Genomic DNA, 19,580 nt, shown 5'->3' on the forward strand with positions numbered 1-19,580 from the left:
TTTATTTTCTCCTATCAAATAAATCATCATCATAAATCACATCACAATAGTTTTGATTTAGTAATTTAATCCAATTTTTTTGCTCTTTTGATAAAACTAATTTTAGGTTATTTTTCAAAGATAATGATTTTAAGTTTGTTAAATACTCCACCTCTTCTGGTAATGATATTAAATTTCTATTATTTTCAAAATGAAACACCTTTAGTCTTTTAGGATTTTTAAAGAGATCTGGTAAAGTGCTTAAACCTATATTTTTTATATGTACTTCTTCTAAATTTTCCAAGTTTTGTATGTTTTTTATTACACCATAATCATTTTTTGTGATTTCAGCTCTACTAAATGAGTTATTCGTTAGATTTATTTTTTTTATATTTCTTAATTTAAAAACATCCTCAGTTAATAATATACACTTATAACTCAAGTCTAAATTTTCAGTTTGCAATAATAAATTTCTTTTTCTGTGTATGCCATAGTGTGTCTTATGCAATTTTTTATTATGTTCTAATATTTTTTTGATTATTTTAGATGGAAATTCTAATTCAAAATGGTATGGATTTTTATTTAAATCAATTGATAAAAAAGGCAAATTAATTATAAATGTTACTGCATTTATGATATTTGTTATATTATCGGAAATAGCAGCTTCAATTCTCATCTGAATCATTAACTCATTCTTTGCACTTTCATTTTTTAAGTCACTGTTTATTTTTAATAATATCATTTTATTTATATTCTCGATAACATTATCCATATTAAAATTTATAAGTGCATCAGGAATATTTTTTTCATCCGCCCATTTTAAAAGTCTTTCAATCCATTCATTATCTTTTTTCTCAAGTATTCTATTGGTTATATTTAATAAACTTTTTGACTTACTCAAAGCCACTTTGGCATTCTGATTCGTACTAACTAAACTTTTATCCATCACAAAAATATCCCAAAAGGTATAGCTACCAAATCATCACTAAACTCAACCACCATCTCTCCATTATAAAACACTATACCCAAGCATCTCTTTTCATCATATCTATTTTGTAGGTCTATAATATGCTTGAAGTCCTCTTTTTTTACGCTACTACTTTGTTTTACTTCGATAGCCAATATCTCATTGTTAACCTCTATGATGAAGTCTATCTCTTTTTTATCATTGGTTCTATAGTGAAACATTTGTGCCGATTTTTGTAAATATGAGAGATGTTTTTGAAGTTCACAAAATATATATGTCTCGTAAATTTGTCCGCTATATGTTGAACTTAGAAGTTTTTCTTTTGAATTAATACGAAGCAAACTACAAAGTACCCCAGTATCGTTGAAAAAAACTTTTGGAGACTTTACAAACTGTTTGCCGATATTTACAAAATATGGTTTTAGAAGTGTCGCTTGATAGATACGACTTATGATAGAAAGATAGTTATCTGTAGTGATATCTTTTGTCCCTATATCATTACTTAGGCTTGATTTATTAAGTATCGTTCCACTTCTTGAAGCTAGTACATTTACAAACTTTATAAAACTATCTATATCTCTTATATCAGCTAAATCTCTCGCATCTCTTTCTATATATGTGGCGATATAAGAGGTAAACCATAAATCTTTTGACAATCCCCCAAGCTCTAAAATCTCAGGATACCCACCATCTAAAATATGCTCACATACTTCATCGGTATAATCTTTTTTGGCTAGTTTAAAATCTCTTTTAAGTAATTTTTCTATGACATTTTCATCTGATTTATCATTTTTCTCTTTTGAGCTAAGTGGATGAAGTCGTAATTCACATAGTCTTCCAGCTAAAGTATCTTTGCTCTCTTTATGATCTAATACATTTGAACTGCCTGTAAGTAAAAAATCTCCATTTACTCTTTTTGAGTCTATATGCATTTTTATATATTCTAATAGTGTAGGTACCTTTTGTATCTCATCAAGACATATAGGAAAGTCTAGGTTTTTTAAAAAACCTTTTGGATTTTCCTTTGCATAAAGTCGAAGCTCCCCATCATCAAAGGTAAGATAGTTTTGAAAATTATCAAGTGCAAGAGTTGATTTACCCACTTGTCTAGCACCGTTTAGAAGCACTACAGGAAAAGTATCAAGGGCGATTTTGAGTATAGATTCTAATGTTCTTTTTTTCATTTTATCTCTTTGATAGTATAATTTTTACCATTATACTATATAAAATTATAATTTATATACTTGGCTTTTTGCTAAAATGGTATCGCATCACTATCTATATCTATTGTAGGAGTATTGTATATTGTTTCAGATACTGTAAATACCCTCTCATATTTGTCAAACATACCAATATTGCCATTAAGTATAGACAAATCTTGTACATTCATAAAAATTTTAAAGTTTTCATACACTTCATCTACAAACTCTCTGTTTTCATTTGATACACACAAGACAAAATCTTTATCAAATATATCAAAATCTATCTCTAAAAAGTCTATAGGCATATTGTCATTTGCAAAAAGATGCAAAATAGTGTTATTTTTATTAGATTTTATTGTATCTGAAATATTATTATCATCACTTTTTATAGGAGTAAATTTTATACTCTCTTGTGCTAATGCTTCTACTTGTGCCATGGCACGGCTGAGTGATTTTGTGTCATCATCTATGAGGATTACATCAGATACTTTTATATCTAGTTGTTTTTCTTTGATATAGTCAAGTACTAGCATAGAGGCTATTCCTTGAGAACATCCCCAATCACACAATGTGATGGTTTCACCATTAAGATATTCTATAAATACTTCAAGGGAGCTATAGATAAGTGCTTTATACATCTTCCCGGTTTTACCTAACTGCTTTTGCATCTCATCGGCTTCATTTGCTTTTGAAAGATTTTCGCAATATTTTCTTATCCTTTCAAATTTGATGTTTTCAATAGAGTGGATATGTTTTGCGTATGGGCTATTCTCTTTAGTAATGGTTGCTGATTTTTCTTGTTCTTTTTGATTTTTCTTTTTAACAATCGTTACACCTGTTTTTTTAGATATTTTCTTTTCTTGTGTAGTTTCTATATCTTTCCTACTCAATAAATCTTTATCCATTTCAAAATCACAACCATTTTCTTTAAGTTTTTTTATCCATTGTATTTGTTCATTAGTTAGAATCAACGATTTATTATCACGAAGTTGTAGTTTTTTTAGTTTAAGCTGTGTTATATTTTTTGGTAATTTTATCAGGTTGTTATTTGATAAAGTCAATACCTCTAAAGAACTCATTGAGCTTATCTCTTCAGGTAATTCTACTAAATTATTTTTCCAAAGTTTTAGCTCTGCCAAATTAGATAAACTAGTAATTTCTTTTGGAATATGAGTAAGATTCTTATCGTTCAATCTAAGCCTTTTTATGTTTTCTAATTGATTTTTATGTTCTAGAATCTCATCTATATTGTTCTGTATTGCCCATTGAATCAATACATTATCTTCTATTTTCTCTTTCTCCTCCAAAACCTCTCTAGCTTCCTCTTCTAGCCTCTCTTTCTCTGCTTCCAATCCACCTCTTAACTCTTCAAAATACTCATCCCAATCATCAAGCTCTGCTATAGTTTGGTAGGTCTCATCCTCTTTTATCTCTTCTATTTCATATTTTATAGCTTCGATGTTTTTAAGGTACTCTTTAATTTTTGCTTTTAGGAGTTCTTTATCTTCTATGGTCTCACTCGATACTTCAAAGCTTGTGCCGTTTTGGAGTGAGTGGAGTATCTCTTTTACTTTTGATATATTTTTTTTGCTATAGGCATCATTGAGTTTTTGCATAAGCTCATGAGCTTTTTCTTTAAGCTCATCTGGTACTATATCTGGGTGGCATAGTCTTGCTGCTTGTTTGTAGAGTGATTTTAGCTCTTTTTTCTCTTCTTCATTGAGGGTTAGGGAGTTTTCAATAGACTCTTTTATATGCTCATACTCACTCTCAAACTCTTCATAATGGCTCTTAACCTCTTCATACTCTTGCTCTAAAGTCTCATCTTCTATAAACTCTTTTGCAAGTTCAAGCTCCTCTTTTTGAAGCTCCAGTTCATCTTCTAGCTTTTTAAGCTCTTCCTTGAGTTCGTTGTAAGCTTTGGTAAGTTCTTCATAGTTTTCATCATCTTCATCTATAGTTTCAAGTGCATCTTCTAGTTCTGCTATGGTAGATTTTAGCTCATCTATGGTCTCTTTTGACTCTTGAAAAGTTTGGATATCTTCTTGGTATTTTACTTTTTGTTTTTGCTTTTTGATGGTTTTTTTATAGAGGATCTCTTTTTTGAGCTTGAGTATCTCTTTGACAAGCTCCCCTAAGTGAAGATTGTACTCACGGTTGAACTCTTCTATATCGTTTAGGTATTCTGTCTTTTGTTCTACTAACTCTTGGAGTTTGGATTCTAAGCTTTTTAGCTCTTTTTTTAGGTTTTCTAGTTCTATATCTTTTTGAATTATTGGCTTTTTTGCTAGTTTTATTTTATTTTCTTTAATTAGCGAGTTAAGTTTTGACTTAATTGCATGAAAATATTCTAGATTTCCATTTTTATAGTGCATTAAAAATTCATTTTCTAAAATATTATTTAGTTCCTCATTATTGTTTTTTAAAAATTCAATCTTATTTTTTAAAGCATCCCATGTTAACAGTTTTTCAGAATTTATAGTTTCTTTTGATGAAGTTGATTCAGAACTATAATCTATTGTTTGATGTAATTTTTCTGAAATCTTCATGTATTCTATTTTTGGATTTAACTCATCATCTAGTAAATCAAGCAGTTCTAAAACAATTGGATTAAACTCATCTAAAATATATTGACGAAAAGTATTTAACTCTATAACTAAATTATTCATTTGCTCGATTTTTTGAGTTTTTTCATCTTCTAGTCTATCAAACTCATCTTTTGCTTGTTTGTATTCTGGATGCCTTTTGAATAATTTGTCTTTATATACACTGGCGATTAATGGATTGTTGTATTCATTTATATCATCAACCTTGGTATCAATACTTACTGTTTTTACTGCGTCTTTTGCAGTAGATAGAAAAAAAGATGCTTTTTCAAGAAAGGACTTTTCTTTATAAGACTCTCTAATAAAACTTGAGTTTATTTGTCTTAAAGAGTTAGACTCTCGACTAGGGAATATACTTTCTTTTTTTTTCGTTATAGTATTGTCGCTACACTCAGTATAATGATTAACAATTTTATTAAGAAATGTAAAATATTCCAATGTAATACCAATTGCCGGTGTGTTTATAATATGGAGAGGACTAAGTATCTTGTGTCTAATATATTGAATGTTATTATTGGTTGTTATAATCATATTAATCCTTAAAAATATTTTTTTGTGCTATTTGCTTTACGAAATTTTTATTATTTCTTTAGTTCATTTCCATTTCTTTTATTCAGGGTGTTTTTATTTTTCTTCTCATCATGTATAAAAAATATTAGTACAAGAAAGGCAATAAATCCCGTATGTGGCAATACTGCTATCAAGCACACTGGGTTAAAACATCCACCAAATAAAACTACTTGATTTAAAAATAAAATAATTCCCCAAATAATAAAAAATGATTCTAAATTTTCTTTAATTTTTTGCATTGTTTTTCCTAAAATGGGATTTCATCATCGTCGATGTCTATTTCTGGCATATCTGTATGTGGTGAATTTTTAGCATACGGATTTGCACCACCTATATAATCACTAAGCAATATCTCTTTTTTCTTTGCTTTATAGATAGGATGATTTTGTGGTACAGCTTCAAGCGTATCTTTACTATCATCTACAAAAGAGAAATATTGATAAGCCCCATTAGAGCAGTTATAGTATCCATCTGGTGTCCAAGAGAGCCACTCCCCATCTTCATATGCCGCGTAAGAGCAAAGTAGTTTACCACTGTTTATCTCCCAAAGTTTTATGGTACCATCATAGCTACCGCTTACTATATATTTCCCATCGGGAGTTATAGCTATAGAACTTACGCCAGACTTATGCCCCTCAAATGTTCGTACATCTTTGCCACTGTTTATATTCCATAGCTTGATGGTTTTATCCGCACTTCCACTGATTATATATTTCCCATCGGGAGTTATAGCTATAGAACTTACACTACGACTATGCCCCTCAAATGTTCGTACATCTTCGCCACTGTTTATATTCCACAGCTTAATGGTTTTATCCCAGCTTCCACTTACAATATATTTTCCATCGGGAGTTATTGCCATAGAGCTTACACTACGACTATGCCCAAAAAATGATCGTGCCAGCTTGCCATTGTTTATATCCCACATCCTGATGATTCCATCTGCAACATCATGATATTGATCTGCATAATCATGATAATCAACATCATCTTCTTCTCTATTAAAATAATCATCACTACTTAAAATATAATTTCCATCAGTGGTGATAGCTATAGAACTTACGCCAGACTTATGCGCATTAAATGTTAGTAGCTCTTCGCCACTGTTTATATCCCACAGCTTAATAATTCCATTTGTCAAAGGAACTCCATTGCCACTTGCGATATATTTCCCATTAGGGGCAATAGCTAAAGAGTTTACACTATCACTATGCCCATCAAATGTTCGTAACTCCTTGCCACTACTAATATCCCATAGTTTGATGGTACTACCCCAACCCCCACTTGCTAAATATTTTCCATTAGGTGTTGTGGCTATAGAAAATATTTGACTACCATGTCCCTTAAATGTTCTCAATTCCATACCACTGCTTATCTCACATAGCTTGATGGTACCGTGCAAGCTTGCTCTTACTATATATTTTCCATCATGTGTTATAGTTATACAGCTTACAGAATTACTATAGCCAAGATTTAGAGAAAATCTAAAATTTTCAAAGCTCTCAATTAGCTCTTTACTTGAACGATTTGCTAGTAAACCATTTGTAATATTAAGTAAACTTTTTGACTTGATTAGTGCTAGTTTTGCATTTTGGTTTGTGGTTGTTAGGTTGTTTTTCATTTTATCCATTTCCTTTTTTGTCTAATTCAAGCAATACTCGCCAATCTATACAATTTACCATATTATCAAAAATTTCTCTATCTATATATCTTTTATGTACAGCTGGCAAAGTTGAACAGTAATCAACCATTTCAGTAATTTTCTCAGCAATTTTCCGATTGTCGTACGAAGACTTAATAGTTATTTTGCATAGAGTATCATCTACAGGGATAAATTGTTTAGTTCGTGTTTTTGTTATCCTTTTTTTATTAATTTGATAATAAAAACAGTTAATATAGATGAAATAATCTACATCTTTATAAAATCTTAAATACCCTATTATTTCATTATATTTCCAATCACCACCGAAATCTTTAAACAAATTTTGATTTAAACTTTCTTCATATAGAGGGTCATTGTGAGGTATTTTTCTTTTTTGATAATGTTCATTTAAACTTTTATAATACTCATCTTCTGATACTCTATAAATTGGTAATTCAAATAATGTTTTCCCATCTTTTGTTAAGCCCATTACAGTTCCTTTTGAAAATCAACATCATTTATATATTCAAAAAAATCTGTTAAAGCATCTTCTAAATATTTAAAAACCAACATTGAATTTTTATATTTTTCTATAAATTTATCCACATCAATAAGTGCAACTGTGCCACTATATTCACTCTCTAAAAAACTATATTTTTGCTCTATTTCAATAGGCTTTTTATTTCCGTATCTAAATAATGTAGATTCCTCATCATATTCATCAAAAAAATCAATCAGCTCTTTGAGTTCTTTATAATATTTATCTGTATTATTTGTAATATCTTTTAGTGTTTCTCCTTGATTTTTCAAATCATATTTCTTAGCAATGGTTTGCCAATGCTGATTAAAACAATTATACAATCTGGATAGCTTGTGTCCATGTAGTTTTTCTTCTGTACACATTGAATTTGAATCAGATTTTTCACATAAATACAAGATTGTGCTTTTTAATCCAATTTCAATGGAATGTCTAATGAGATAAATAAAAGGTGCAGATATTTTATCACTTGTTGTGTTTTTATATAAAATATCAGCGGCATTAACATATTCAATCAATATGTGATACAACTCTCTTTTATTTAAAAGTTGAGTTAAATTAATTTTTTTGTTTTTCATTTTACTAAATTGCCTTCATTATTTATTTTATATTGCTTTTAATTATTTCAGACATAAATTCATCACAGTAATCGTTTATGTTTGCCCAATATCCACCACTTGTTTTATTCCCATAAGTTATATCTACTATCTTAATTTGATTTGGTTCTTTAAAGTCTAATACTCTAAATTTCCGTGTTTCATTGTATATAACAATATAGTTTTCAACTTTTTTACATTTGTACATTTAATTTATCCTTTATTTTTTCTCTCAAACCCTACCAAACCAAACACCCATATTTTGTGCAAACATTATTTTTTATCTTCAAGCTGTATATCTAGCTTTCCATCAAATGATGTCATCGCATCTTGAGTTTGTTGTAGGAGTATTTCTAAAAATTTATCATTCATTCTTTATCTTCTTTCTGTTGATTTGTTATATTATAAATCCAACTTTCATGACATAACAATAAGTTGTTTTTTACTGTACTATCAAAGCATATAGATTCTATGTTGTTAAGTTTTACAATATTTGGAGGCAACCTTTTTAATTTTGTATTGGAAACTTCTAAAACTTTTAGATTTATCAAATTATCTATATTTGTAGGCAATTCTTCAAGTGGGTTATGATCCAAATATAAATACTCCAAATTAACAAGCTTTGTAAATTCATCTGGAAGTTTTGATATTTGATTGTCATTTAGCCAAAGCTTTTTTAGATTGGTTAAGCAACCTATCTCTTTTGGTATTTCAGTTAGTTCGTAACCTGATAAATCTAATGCTTCTATTTCTAAGATTTTACTTTTATCTTTTGGAAATCCAAATGATGATTCATCCGAAAGCCTTACTAAGCCATTTTCAGTAGCCCAATCATATAGTTTATCAATCTCTTTTGTATGTTTTTGCATTTATCGTATTTCCTTTATAAATGATACTTCACTTTTTTCCATTTCCAAATCCTACCAAACCAAACACCCATATTTTGTCTAAACTATTCTATTTAATACAAAAACCCAAAAAGCCAAAGTGGGACTTTGTGCTTATGTGTTGTAGTATCTACATCTATAGCCAGATAGCTTTTTTCTATATCTTTGACTTGTGAAAAGCTTTTACCCTTTCCACCCACTTCAAAAATAATTCCATCTACTACAAAATCCCCTATATCACTATAGTAAATCTCTTTAAATGAGTTCACAAAAAAAGTCTCTCTTATGGCCCCTATATCTGTAGCTATTTTTTGGTCACTTGCTAGGGTATAGAGTATATTTGTATTTTGAAAGTAAAGTTTTTCTGGTTTTTTACTTTGTTTAGTACTTTGTTTTTTAAGAGTTCGAAAGATACCTGTCTTATCTAAAATATCAAGATAAGTATAAAGTGTCGGCTCACTCACCCCTAGCTCTTTTGCAAGTGAATCTATCTTTACACTATATGGCACTTTTGCAGATACTACTGCATATATTAGCTTCTTAAATGATATAAGATTTTCAAACTTTATCTTTTGGGTTGAGGGTATATCTTCATAGATGATTTTCTCTATAGAGTTAAAAAGTTTACTAGCAAAACTCTCTTCACTTTTACTGATGGTAAAAAAGGGATAGGCACCGTTTTTTAGATAGTTTTTAAACTCTTTATAGAGATTTGGGTATTTACAAATGAGTTCGTAAGATATTTCATTGTGATTTGATAGTATATCTTCAAAAGAAAATGAAGAGAGTGTAGCATGGTGTTTAATCTCAAAATACTCTTTGAAACTAAGTATCCCAAGCTCCTTAGTGAGTATTCTTCTACTTAAATCATGACTTTGCATCAAAATATTTAACATAGACGAACCACTTATGCGAATAGTCAGATCAGGATAAAAGTCATAAAGGTTTTTGATATGTGCTGCCCACTCTTTAAACATATGCACTTCATCTATTACTACGATTCGCCCACCTAGTTTGTAAAACTCTTCAACAATTTCAACGATACCAAACGCAGCAATGCTTATATCATCAGCACTAAAATACAGGGCTTCATCAAGTGAGTATTGCCCTAAATATTGTAGTAAAAGTGTAGTTTTTCCAACACCCCTTGCACCTATGAGAGCGATGAGTCTTTCATCGCTATTGATAAAATCAAACTCTTTTCTTAGGTAAGTGATGTTTTTGGCTATCGATACTAATTTTCTTTGTTTTTCTTGTAGTTGTTCTATCATAATACACCTTTTAATTTATAAAGTATAGTTTATCATAAATACTATAAAAGCTAAAGTGTACTTTTGTTTTATATTATACTCTCGCTATTTGGATTTTCTAAATACTTTTGGTAGTTTCTCTTTGCTAACTCTTTAGAAGCGTTTGCATAGCAGTAGTTGCACTCATGTGGGCAAGTGTTGTAAGCTCCTATGTCTTTACTCATGATACAGCCACAATCTTCTCTTTGTCCTTTGTCTTTGAGTTTTTTTGTTTTGACAACTTTGCCATCGCTAAAGAGATCCGCAGGTTCTATCTCTACGCCTAAAAACTCCATCAGCTCTTTGTCATGCGAAAAAAGATCTACCATGAGATCATCATCTATACATTTGTTGTGCGATATGCCGTAAGTATCAAGATCTATCTTTTCAGTACATGTTGCAAGCTCTAAACCCCACTTCTTATTAAGTTCGCTGAGGCGTTTGGCAAAGGTGTTCATAAGCGGTTGTGTCCACTCTATGTAGGGAACATGCTCTTTGTTTAGATTAGATTGAACTTTTTTATAGATGGAGATATCTACAAAGCTAAAAACCAACTTGGCGGTGTACTCATGCAGCTCATCGCCGATATATTTCACTCTTCTTAAAAGCTCTTCTATGTCCAACTCTTGCGTAAGTATTAGCGGGTCAAACCGCCAAACAACTCTTTTTTTACCTAGTCTTTGGGATAACTCTTTAAATGTTTTTATTCGACTCTCAACTGAAGATATTTTGCCTTCATAGCCCTCTTTGTCGTAGTCATTGAGTGAAAACTGGAAGTAGTAGTTTGGTATATGTTCGTCTAACCAATCGAGATGTTTCATCATAGCTCGTGGATTTTTACTCCAAAAGACCACACATCTTACATTTTTAAAACTTACATAAAGAGGTTGTCCATTGAAAGGATTTGTCCATTTGAGATATCCATCCTCCCATCTTTTGATAAACCATTCAGCATAAAAAGCGGGAATATCTGTCGCTCTGCTTGCAGAGATGATAACAGGGGTTTGAGCTTCTGCTTTAGTACCATCTTCTAAAATAATTGTTTCTTTTTTCCATTGCATCTGTTTTTGTCCTCTTAATTTATAATAGATATGCTCAAAATCATTTGGTTGCCATACATATTGCCTTGAATTTCTTGTAGTTATTATATCTCAAAGCTTAGACGCATCTTGTCTATTGTTAATAATGCTCAAATTTATCCTTAAAAGCGCACATACTATCTTTTTTTGGCAGAGATTTTTTAATCTGCTCTTTGGAGTTTAATTGTATTTATTAAATATTTTATTTCAATACAAAAACCCAAAAAGCCATAGCGGTATCTTATTGCCGCTTCCTATTTCTATATCATCAGATACGATATAACTCTTTGGCATATCTTTTATCTGGTTATAGCTTTTGGTTTTTCCGCCAACTTCTACTATGTAAGTATCTTCTACACTAAAATCGCCCTTTGATGATAGTGTTATATCTTTTTCATCAAACATACTCATAAAAAAGACCTCTCTAATAGTGCCGATTTCCACTTGATCACAGTAGCTATAGTGTAGATTTGTGTTGGCAAGATAGATTTTATCTGGCTTTACAAAGATAGAATCTCCTTTACTTTTGGCTCTTAAGAGATTTAAAATCTTTCCTCTTTTGAGATATTCTAGGTATTTATAGAGTGTTTGGTAGTCGCTTATGCCTATTTTTGCGGATAACTCTTTTATGTTGACTTTAAAAGGTTTCGATTGGCACACCAAACGAACAAGTTTTTTTAAGTTTATGATTTTGTCGTATTCTATGGGAAAGATGGACGGGATATCTACCTCTATAACAGTGTTTATGGTCTCTTGGAGTTTGAGCAGATAGCTTTGCTCATTTTCAAAATAAAACGGATAGTATCCATATTTTAGGTACTCTTGAAAAAACTCAAAAGGTTTAAAATCATTACCCAGTTCATAAGCTATATCGATATGGTTACTAAATATTTCTTGTGTTGTAAAAGTGGGTAGTTTTATGGACTTTTTAAGCTCTATAAACTCTCTAAAAGATAACCCTTTCATGTGGTAGAGCAATGCTCTTCTGCTTAAGTCTCCTTTTGAGTGGTCAAGCCTTATGGCACTACTACCGCTAAATATTACTTTGAGACTAAGCATGTCATATATCTTTTTTAGCTCTATTTCAAAGTTTTTATATTTGTGAATTTCGTCTATGATGAGAAGTTCTCCGCCCTCTTTGGAAAACTCAAATGCTATATCAAAGAGTGAATCCAAATCTATGGCATCTGCACTAAAATAGAGCTTTTTTGAAAGTGGTAAATCGTTTTCTCTAAGATACTGAAGTAAAAAAGTGGTTTTTCCAACCCCTCTAGCACCTATGATGCCGATGAGTTTTTGGTTGAAATCTACTACGCCGTGTATATATCTTTTGTAGTTTGTATCTAACACTCTTAGATAGCTCTGTTGATACTCTTTAAGATTTTGCAGCATTTTTGTCCTTTTATGGATGGGTATATAAAATTATAGCCAAAAATTATGGTTACAACCACAATCTACTACTTAGTGCATGTCATTAATATTTATTTATAGACTAAATATGTCTAAACAAATCCCTACAATTTCCTCAGTAAAAATAATTAGCGAGGAAATAACGATGCTAGGATTTATCTTTAGAAGCGGGACTTACTACATTTTGTGGCAGAAGTTTAAAAAGCAGATTATCACACTCTTAGTCTCTGTCGGGCTTGTTCTGATAATAATGGGTGTCTATAATGATCTCTTTAGCGTACTTAAAATATCCAACAAAGAGAGCATACTTTATCTGCTATTTTTAAAATGGTTTTTAATCGTGCTAATAGTTGGCGTCAATATCTTGATGCTAAAAAGGCTAAACACCAAAGAGTTTAAAAAGGCTATAAAAATAGAGCAAGAAAAAGAGACTAAAAAAGATAAGCCAATCTTATCTGCTCATGAGAAGCTTGTACAAAAAGAAAAGCTGCTTAATACAACCGACCTTATCTTGGCAAAGTACGCAAAGAAAAAAGATGAAGATGTGGCGAAGTGAAAAAACTTCTTTTTTTACTCTTTACAGTTGTTCTCATTGCAAAAGAGCAGCTTTTTGTACATGTGCCGAGCAGTTTACCTTCTAGTGCTACAAACACATCTTTTGGCAGAGAGCTTTTAGTGCTTATTGATGATGCTAAAGAGGAGATCAGTTTTGCTATCTATGGACTTAGAGAGCAAGATGCGGTTTTAGAGGCGCTTATAAGAGCAAAAAAAAGAGGCGTTACTATAAAAGCGGTTGTCGATAGTGATTCACATGGCAATAACTACTATACAGATACACATACACTCTATAAACATTTTAGCGTTGTGAGTGATGGTAAAAGTTACATTATGCATAACAAATTTTTTATCATCGACAGAAAAACTCTTTGGAGCGGCTCGGCAAACATAAGCGATACGGGTACGGGCGGCTACAACGCAAACAACGCCGTAACAACCGACGATAAAAGAGTTGTATCACTCTATCAAGAGGAGTTTGATGAGATGTTTGATGAAAAAAAGTTCTCCAAAAAAAAGAACAAAAGAGGTTATGAGCGCATAAAAACAGAGGATTCCATAATCTCTGTTTACTTCTCTCCAAAATCAAACACTTACGAAGAGGGGATAAAAGAGCTTATCCGGAACGCCAAAGAGTATATTTTTGTACCGATTTTTTATTTAACACACAAAGAGCTCTCTTATGAACTTATGCGAGCAAAGAAGAGAGGCGTTGATGTAAAAATCATCTTAGATGCAAGTGCCGCAGGCAATAAGTACTCCATGCATAAAAAGCTAAGAGAAGAAGGCGTAGAGGTAAAAGTTGAGAACTTTGGCGGCAAGATGCACTGCAAATCCATGGTTGTAGATGACAGCCACATCATCAGCGGCTCCATGAACTTCACAAAAGCAGGCAATAGCACAAACGATGAAAACACGCTTATCATACAAAATAGCACCTTAGCTATCAAGTATAAAAACTACTTTTTAGAGCTTTGGCAAAAAATACCTGATAAACAATAAGTGTTACTAAATAGACAAAATAAGTCCAACTAAATATCTACAATTACATAAAAAGGAGTTAAACATGCAAGAACTAGTAGAAAAACTCAAAGGTATGAAAAGTGCCACAAAAGCGCAATATGATGTGATGATTGAGAGCCATGCATATAAGGAGGTGATTAAAAACCTTAAAGAGGCAGGACTTGAAAAAGATGATTTATCTGATGAGGAGTTTGATGCACTTTTGAGTGAGCAAAAAAAGAGAGCAAACTCCTTTGCAAAAGGTGCTTTAGGTGCTTCTGGGATATTTCTCTTTTTAGAACTCTTAGGTTAATCATGTCAAAGATAGCACTACTAGATGGACTCTTAAAAGAGTATCGTAAATGGACGCTCAAGCTCAAAAGCGCTTCTCAAAATATTGAAGACAACATTTTGCAAAAAGATATAAACTCTAAACTCGAAGAGAAGGTCGCAAGCATAATTATCTCTTCCGTACTTGTTTATATCGTCATTGGGGTTGTCGGTCTCTTTGGTGTTAGTGTCGGCGGAGTATGGGGTGTAGTTGTTTTTGCTATCGGGTGGCTCCTTTCTAAAGCAATCAACAAAAAAGTGTTTGGAAGTGAGCGCCCTGTAGAGTCACTCAAAGAGGAAGAGAAGCTTCTGCTTGAGAAGTTAGAGCAACTAAACCATAGACATGAAGAGATACGAAGTCACCTACCAGCGATGCCTGTCTTTTTTACGAACTATCCATCACTCAAAAGAGAGTTTGGAGAGATGATCAACAGACTTTTGACATATGATGCTTCAAATTTGGCACTTAAATATAGATACAGACATGCATATCTGGTTAAAAAGTATCAAAATGAAGTCAATACATTTCATAAAATCTACGCAAATAAAAAGGAATCTAGCAAATGATGACCAATGCCATAACTTTAACAATCAGCATAATGATAGTAGCACTTTTTATCCAAAGCATGAAGAACAGAGGAAGAAATTTTAAAAACGAGATAGTAAGCCTTGGGATACTAGGAACTTTTATAGGTATAGCTATCGGTCTTTATCACTTTGATGTAACAAATATAAAAGAGAGTATGCCACAGCTTCTTGAAGGGCTTAAGACGGCATTTGTTACATCTGGGATGGGGATATTTTTCTCCATACTTCTCTCCATCTTTAAGCCACAAGCAACGAAGAAAGAGGAAGTTATTTACGCGCTTGAGGAAGTTGTCAAAGATTTTAACAAAAACCTAACCGAGCAGTTTGGAGACAACTTCAAGCAGTTAAATGATGCGGTAAAAAATATGATTCTCTGGCAGGATAACTATAAGAGTCATATTCAAGAGAGTGAACAAAGCATTAGCCATATTATAAAAGAGCTCAAACAGATATCACTTGCAAAAGAGAGTGAGCAGGCAAATATTCAAAAACTCATAGACAATCTTACCTCTTCAAGCGATAAGGTTAAAGTATCACTTGAAGAGACAACCGACATCGTCAAAGAAAATATGCAGTTACTGTTGCGTGAAGCAAACGGGAGACTCTAAGATGCAAGATAGTGAGAGCAACTGGATCAATATAGCAGATGTTATGTCAGCGCTTATGATGATATTTATGTTTATCTCCATCTCTTTTTTATACCAACTTCTTAGCGAAAAAGAGAACTATAAAATAGAGTTAAACAAAGCGCTCCATAAAGAGTTTGACAAAGATTTAGTGAAATGGCAGGCTCTTATTACAGAAAATAACATTATGCGATTTAACTCACCATTTGAAACAGGCGGCGCACAAGTGCCAGAAGCTTTTTATGAGATACTCCAAGATTTTTTCCCTCGCTATATAAAAGTCTTAAGCAACACTAAGTTTAAGAGCGAAATAGAAGAGATACGGGTCGAGGGACACACCTCTAATGGATGGGGAAGTATCGCTGACGCCAAAGAAGTCTATCTAAAAAACATGCATCTCTCTCAAGAAAGAGCTAGCAATGTACTCTCACTTTGCTATGGTTTGGATGATTTTTTTATTAGAAACAACATCAAGTGGCTCGAAGCAAACTTAAGAGCAAACGGGATGGCTTTTTCAAAACCGCTTTATGTTGATGGGTCTAAAACAGAGGATACTGAACGCTCCAAAAGAGTAGAATTTAAGGTTATTGCTAAAGATAAATAGGCTCATAGACAAGATGCGTCTATAGTTTTTTCTATACTTTTTTTATATTTGATTACCAAGGGGGTAAATATGTAAAAAACACTCTCATGCTATAAAAATAAAATCACAACAAAAGGAAGATACAAAATGAGAAAAATAGTTTTGCCGCTAGCGGCAGCAGCAACACTCTTGATACTGTCTGGTTGTTCATCGCACAATGTAACTATTGCACCGAAGCAGCCAAAAAAATATGAAGTTTTAGGAAAAGCAGAGGGAAGTGCGAGCGGCTCTTTGGGAGTGCTTGGCACAGCGTACTATTTTATCCCGATGGGTTTAAATTCAAGAACTGAAAGGGCATACGACAATGCACTAAAGAGTGTTCCTGGAGCTACAGGGCTTGTTAATGTAACTTATCAAGAAGATTGGCTATGGTGGATCATTGGCACAAGCAAAGATGTGACAATCAAAGGTGATGCGATAAGGGAGATAAAAGAATGAAATACATAAGAAAAATAGTTGCAATTGCTTCTTTAGGGATATTTGGTTTTTTTATCGTAGGGTGTTCCGGCACTCCAATCTATATTGAAACTCCTGATCCAAAAGCATATGAGGGCTCAAAAGACAAAGGTAGAGAGATAAGTGCTTCTGCAAGTGGATTTCAGTTGCTACTTTTTATACCCATTGACATAAATGATCGTCATGAGAAAGCTTACCAACTGCTAAAAGCTCAAGCAGGTAACGGCTACTTGACAGATGTAAAGATTAAAGAGTCCTGGACATACGCATTTGTGGGAACAGTATATAAAACAACACTGACTGCGACGGTCTATCCTAAAGAGTAAAATTTTTAAATCCCAACTTTCTTCTTTTTTATGAGAGTTGGGCGTAACTTCTTGCGGGATTTTTTACTCCCCAAGCCTCAGGACAACCCCATCTGCATCTCTAATACTTCTATACTCCTCAATCATATCTAGCAGCATATTATTCCCAATCTCAACACGGTTCACGCCCATCAAACCATCAAACACTATCCTCTCTTCATACTCTAAAAGTATCAAAGAGGCGATACAAGGCAACTCTTGAACGACCTCGGCAATAGGGTCATAAAGCCCATAAACCAGATATATCTTTTTATTTTGGACATTCCACGCAAGCACTTCGGAGTTGTTGATGCGTTCCATAATGATAAATTGGTCGTAGAGGATATTTTTAAAGTTTTTTATCGTCTTTAGTTCAAGTTCACTTAAAAAGTTTTGCTCTTTAGTTAAGTACTCATCGATAATTTTTGGATGCGAGGCAAAATAGTCTCTAATGTCGGATATCTCGCCACTCTCCATAAGATCTAAATCACAAAAATATGTTCCGTTTTCCATGAGTTGAAAAATGGAGTCTCTTTTGGGGCGTTTTTTATATTTTTTACCGCTGCCACATGGGCATGGGTCGTTTCTCTTTGCCTTTTCAAAGTTCTGCTCTTCTAAATACTCCAGTTTTCTAAGTAAATCAAGTGTTGCGTAAGTCGGTATGGCATGTTGCACAAAATAGTCTAAAAATCCATCGAGTGTTTCGCCATCTTCTGAGAGTATCTTTGTAAACTCTTTTGTGTTGCACAAAGAGAGCATCGATATCACTCCTGCAATATCTTCACTTAGCCCCTCAAACTCTTTATACTCAGCATGTATAGAGTGAATCAGATTTTTAAAGTCATCTACATCATACCCTTTAGCTTCAAAAGAGTTATAAAGAGGAGCAACGATAGAGGGAACATATCTCTCTCTGAGTGACTCATGTGTGAGTTTATCTAAAACTATTTTGCAAAGGTTTTTGCTCAGTGTTTGAATATCTCTGTTTTTAAAGTTGCCCTCCTCAAACTTCATCAGAGTAAAGCTGATATCATTGCTAAAGTTCATTATTTCGTTGATGACTTCTCTGGCTTCATCATCTGAATTAAATACGGCATTTTGAAAAAGAGTGTTAATGACATTGGTTGGTGCAAACCACTCCTCTAGTGCCATAGAGCCTAAAAGTGTAAAAAAGAGCTCAAAGGCTCCCATGGGAGAGTTGATCTTGTTTAGGGTTTTTTCAATACGCTTGAGTGTATGTGCGGTAATTTTTTTGGGTTGTTACATGTTTGAATCTTTTTTAGAGGTTATTATACGAAATTCTACTTTAAAATCTCGTTGATAAAAGAAATCATTAATTATCTTGTAATTAAATAATTAAAAGTGTATTATATTAACTTCATTTATACCCAAGGTAATAAAATGCAAATTATCATATATAATCAAAAAGGCGGCGTTGGCAAATCTATGCTTGCTACGCAGATAGCTCTTCATTTTGACACAACCATCATAGAACTTGACCCATACGGTATGCTCACAAAAACACTTGATGACAGAGTAATAAAAATCGCACTTGATGCACAAGCACCAGAGATTGAAAGTGGGGATGTCGTTTATGACTTTGGAGGGTTCGATGATATTCGTCTTGAGAGTATTGCTAAAAACGCGACTCTTATACTCCTGCCGTTTAATCCCACTATTAACTCTTTAGGAACAACCTTGCAGAGCTACAACCGTGTAAAAAATTTGGAACTTCCCGTTTTGTTTGTAGTAAATGGATATATCAAAGAGAGTGATATCGAGGATGCTGTTAGTTTTTTAGCAGAGCATACGCAAGATGAGATAGACTGTTTTGCTATTCCACATACAAGAGCACTGCAAACTGCCGAAAATGATGGAGTAAGCATTATAGAACTTGCCAAGAGCGGCGGACTCAAACAGCACACCTACAAAAAGATATCCTCTGTAATGCAAGATTTAATGAAAAAAATCGAGGAGTATAACTAATGGCTCGCGCAAAATTTGATAAACTCATTACCGATGAGACAACAACACCGACTAAAACACACCTAGATCTTCAAAAAAAACAGGGTCGCCCAAAGGGGAGCAAAGTAAAAGCAGAACAGTCCACCGCCTCCATAACCATTGCCCTCACTCCTTCTCAAAAAAAAGAGCTTGAAGCATACGCCAAAAGTGAGTTTCGCTCGGCAGGAAGTGTTATAAAGATGCTGCTTATCCAAAAAGATATCATAAAAATGAATGAATGATTCTATTTATTTCTCTTGTATTTAA

The 19,580-nt window shown here is 32.8% G+C and carries 23 protein-coding genes; 10 read left to right on the forward strand and 13 right to left on the reverse strand.

Features of this window, described 5'->3' with window-relative positions:
* Position 1 precedes the first annotated feature (1 nt).
* From FCU45_RS08770 to FCU45_RS08825, 12 genes are all read right to left on the reverse strand, one after another.
* Positions 2-925, reverse strand: coding sequence for a leucine-rich repeat domain-containing protein (locus tag FCU45_RS08770; protein ID WP_137014376.1), 924 nt, complete (start codon positions 923-925; stop codon positions 2-4).
* Positions 925-2,130: an ATP-binding protein gene (locus FCU45_RS08775; RefSeq protein ID WP_137014378.1), complete on the reverse strand. Its 1,206-nt coding sequence runs from the start codon at positions 2,128-2,130 to the stop codon at positions 925-927. The genes FCU45_RS08770 and FCU45_RS08775 overlap by 1 nt, the downstream gene beginning before the upstream one ends.
* Positions 2,131-2,201: 71 nt before the next feature.
* The gene (locus tag FCU45_RS08780; protein WP_137014380.1) at positions 2,202-5,285 is read right to left on the reverse strand and encodes a hypothetical protein; all 3,084 of its coding nucleotides are present in this window, start codon (positions 5,283-5,285) and stop codon (positions 2,202-2,204) included.
* 50 nt (positions 5,286-5,335) lie between these two features.
* The gene (locus tag FCU45_RS08785; protein WP_137014382.1) at positions 5,336-5,563 is read right to left on the reverse strand and encodes a hypothetical protein; all 228 of its coding nucleotides are present in this window, start codon (positions 5,561-5,563) and stop codon (positions 5,336-5,338) included.
* A gap of 8 nt (positions 5,564-5,571) precedes the next feature.
* Positions 5,572-6,945, reverse strand: coding sequence for a WD40 repeat domain-containing protein (locus FCU45_RS08790; protein WP_170175850.1), 1,374 nt, complete (start codon positions 6,943-6,945; stop codon positions 5,572-5,574).
* 1 nt (position 6,946) lies between these two features.
* Positions 6,947-7,456, reverse strand: a complete 510-nt coding sequence (locus FCU45_RS08795) for a hypothetical protein (protein WP_137014386.1) — start codon at positions 7,454-7,456, stop codon at positions 6,947-6,949.
* Positions 7,456-8,082 (reverse strand): hypothetical protein, encoded by a 627-nt coding sequence (locus FCU45_RS08800; RefSeq protein WP_137014388.1) that lies wholly within the window; start codon positions 8,080-8,082, stop codon positions 7,456-7,458. The genes FCU45_RS08795 and FCU45_RS08800 overlap by 1 nt, the downstream gene beginning before the upstream one ends.
* A 22-nt stretch (positions 8,083-8,104) precedes the next feature.
* Positions 8,105-8,308 carry a hypothetical protein gene (locus FCU45_RS08805; RefSeq protein WP_137014390.1) on the reverse strand — a complete coding sequence of 68 codons (204 nt, stop codon included), beginning with the start codon at positions 8,306-8,308 and terminating at the stop codon, positions 8,105-8,107.
* Between the two features lie 160 nt (positions 8,309-8,468).
* A complete protein-coding gene (locus FCU45_RS08810) occupies positions 8,469-8,969 on the reverse strand; it encodes a leucine-rich repeat domain-containing protein (RefSeq protein ID WP_137014392.1) in 501 nt (166 codons plus the stop codon).
* 92 nt (positions 8,970-9,061) lie between these two features.
* Entirely contained in the window at positions 9,062-10,258 is a 1,197-nt protein-coding gene (locus tag FCU45_RS08815; protein ID WP_137014394.1) for an ATP-binding protein, read from the reverse strand.
* Between the two features lie 68 nt (positions 10,259-10,326).
* Positions 10,327-11,337, reverse strand: coding sequence for a DUF1848 domain-containing protein (locus FCU45_RS08820; protein ID WP_137014396.1), 1,011 nt, complete (start codon positions 11,335-11,337; stop codon positions 10,327-10,329).
* Positions 11,338-11,562: 225 nt separating this feature from the next.
* Positions 11,563-12,747, reverse strand: a complete 1,185-nt coding sequence (locus FCU45_RS08825; RefSeq protein WP_137014398.1) for an ATP-binding protein — start codon at positions 12,745-12,747, stop codon at positions 11,563-11,565.
* Between the two features lie 163 nt (positions 12,748-12,910).
* Between FCU45_RS08825 and FCU45_RS08830 the strand changes: the two genes are divergently transcribed.
* The 8 genes from FCU45_RS08830 to FCU45_RS08865 all read left to right on the forward strand — a co-directional run bounded on the left by FCU45_RS08830 (position 12,911) and on the right by FCU45_RS08865 (position 17,291).
* Positions 12,911-13,321, forward strand: a complete 411-nt coding sequence (locus tag FCU45_RS08830) for a hypothetical protein (protein ID WP_137014400.1) — start codon at positions 12,911-12,913, stop codon at positions 13,319-13,321.
* Positions 13,318-14,322 (forward strand): phospholipase D-like domain-containing protein, encoded by a 1,005-nt coding sequence (locus FCU45_RS08835; RefSeq protein WP_137014402.1) that lies wholly within the window; start codon positions 13,318-13,320, stop codon positions 14,320-14,322. Before FCU45_RS08830 ends, FCU45_RS08835 begins: the two co-directional genes overlap by 4 nt.
* A gap of 64 nt (positions 14,323-14,386) precedes the next feature.
* Positions 14,387-14,635 carry a hypothetical protein gene (locus tag FCU45_RS08840; RefSeq protein WP_137014404.1) on the forward strand — a complete coding sequence of 83 codons (249 nt, stop codon included), beginning with the start codon at positions 14,387-14,389 and terminating at the stop codon, positions 14,633-14,635.
* Between the two features lie 2 nt (positions 14,636-14,637).
* Positions 14,638-15,219, forward strand: a complete 582-nt coding sequence (locus tag FCU45_RS08845) for a hypothetical protein (RefSeq protein WP_137014406.1) — start codon at positions 14,638-14,640, stop codon at positions 15,217-15,219.
* A complete protein-coding gene (locus tag FCU45_RS08850; protein WP_137014408.1) occupies positions 15,216-15,848 on the forward strand; it encodes a MotA/TolQ/ExbB proton channel family protein in 633 nt (210 codons plus the stop codon). Before FCU45_RS08845 ends, FCU45_RS08850 begins: the two co-directional genes overlap by 4 nt.
* A gap of 1 nt (position 15,849) precedes the next feature.
* Complete coding sequence (locus FCU45_RS08855; protein WP_137014409.1) at positions 15,850-16,470, forward strand: OmpA family protein; 621 nt, start codon at positions 15,850-15,852, stop codon at positions 16,468-16,470.
* 126 nt (positions 16,471-16,596) lie between these two features.
* The gene (locus FCU45_RS08860; protein WP_137014410.1) at positions 16,597-16,947 is read left to right on the forward strand and encodes a hypothetical protein; all 351 of its coding nucleotides are present in this window, start codon (positions 16,597-16,599) and stop codon (positions 16,945-16,947) included.
* Positions 16,944-17,291, forward strand: a complete 348-nt coding sequence (locus FCU45_RS08865; protein WP_137014412.1) for a hypothetical protein — start codon at positions 16,944-16,946, stop codon at positions 17,289-17,291. Before FCU45_RS08860 ends, FCU45_RS08865 begins: the two co-directional genes overlap by 4 nt.
* 63 nt (positions 17,292-17,354) lie before the next feature.
* Here the strand turns inward: FCU45_RS08865 and FCU45_RS08870 are convergent, their stop codons facing one another.
* Entirely contained in the window at positions 17,355-18,500 is a 1,146-nt protein-coding gene (locus FCU45_RS08870; RefSeq protein ID WP_137014414.1) for an SEC-C metal-binding domain-containing protein, read from the reverse strand.
* Positions 18,501-18,710: 210 nt separating this feature from the next.
* Here FCU45_RS08870 and FCU45_RS08875 point away from each other — a divergent pair, with 210 nt between their 5' ends.
* A complete protein-coding gene (locus tag FCU45_RS08875; protein WP_137014416.1) occupies positions 18,711-19,295 on the forward strand; it encodes a ParA family protein in 585 nt (194 codons plus the stop codon).
* Positions 19,295-19,555 carry a hypothetical protein gene (locus FCU45_RS08880; protein ID WP_137014418.1) on the forward strand — a complete coding sequence of 87 codons (261 nt, stop codon included), beginning with the start codon at positions 19,295-19,297 and terminating at the stop codon, positions 19,553-19,555. Before FCU45_RS08875 ends, FCU45_RS08880 begins: the two co-directional genes overlap by 1 nt.
* Positions 19,556-19,580 lie beyond the last annotated feature (25 nt).

The organism is Sulfurimonas crateris, assembly GCF_005217605.1.
Lineage (GTDB): Bacteria > Campylobacterota > Campylobacteria > Campylobacterales > Sulfurimonadaceae > Sulfurimonas > Sulfurimonas crateris.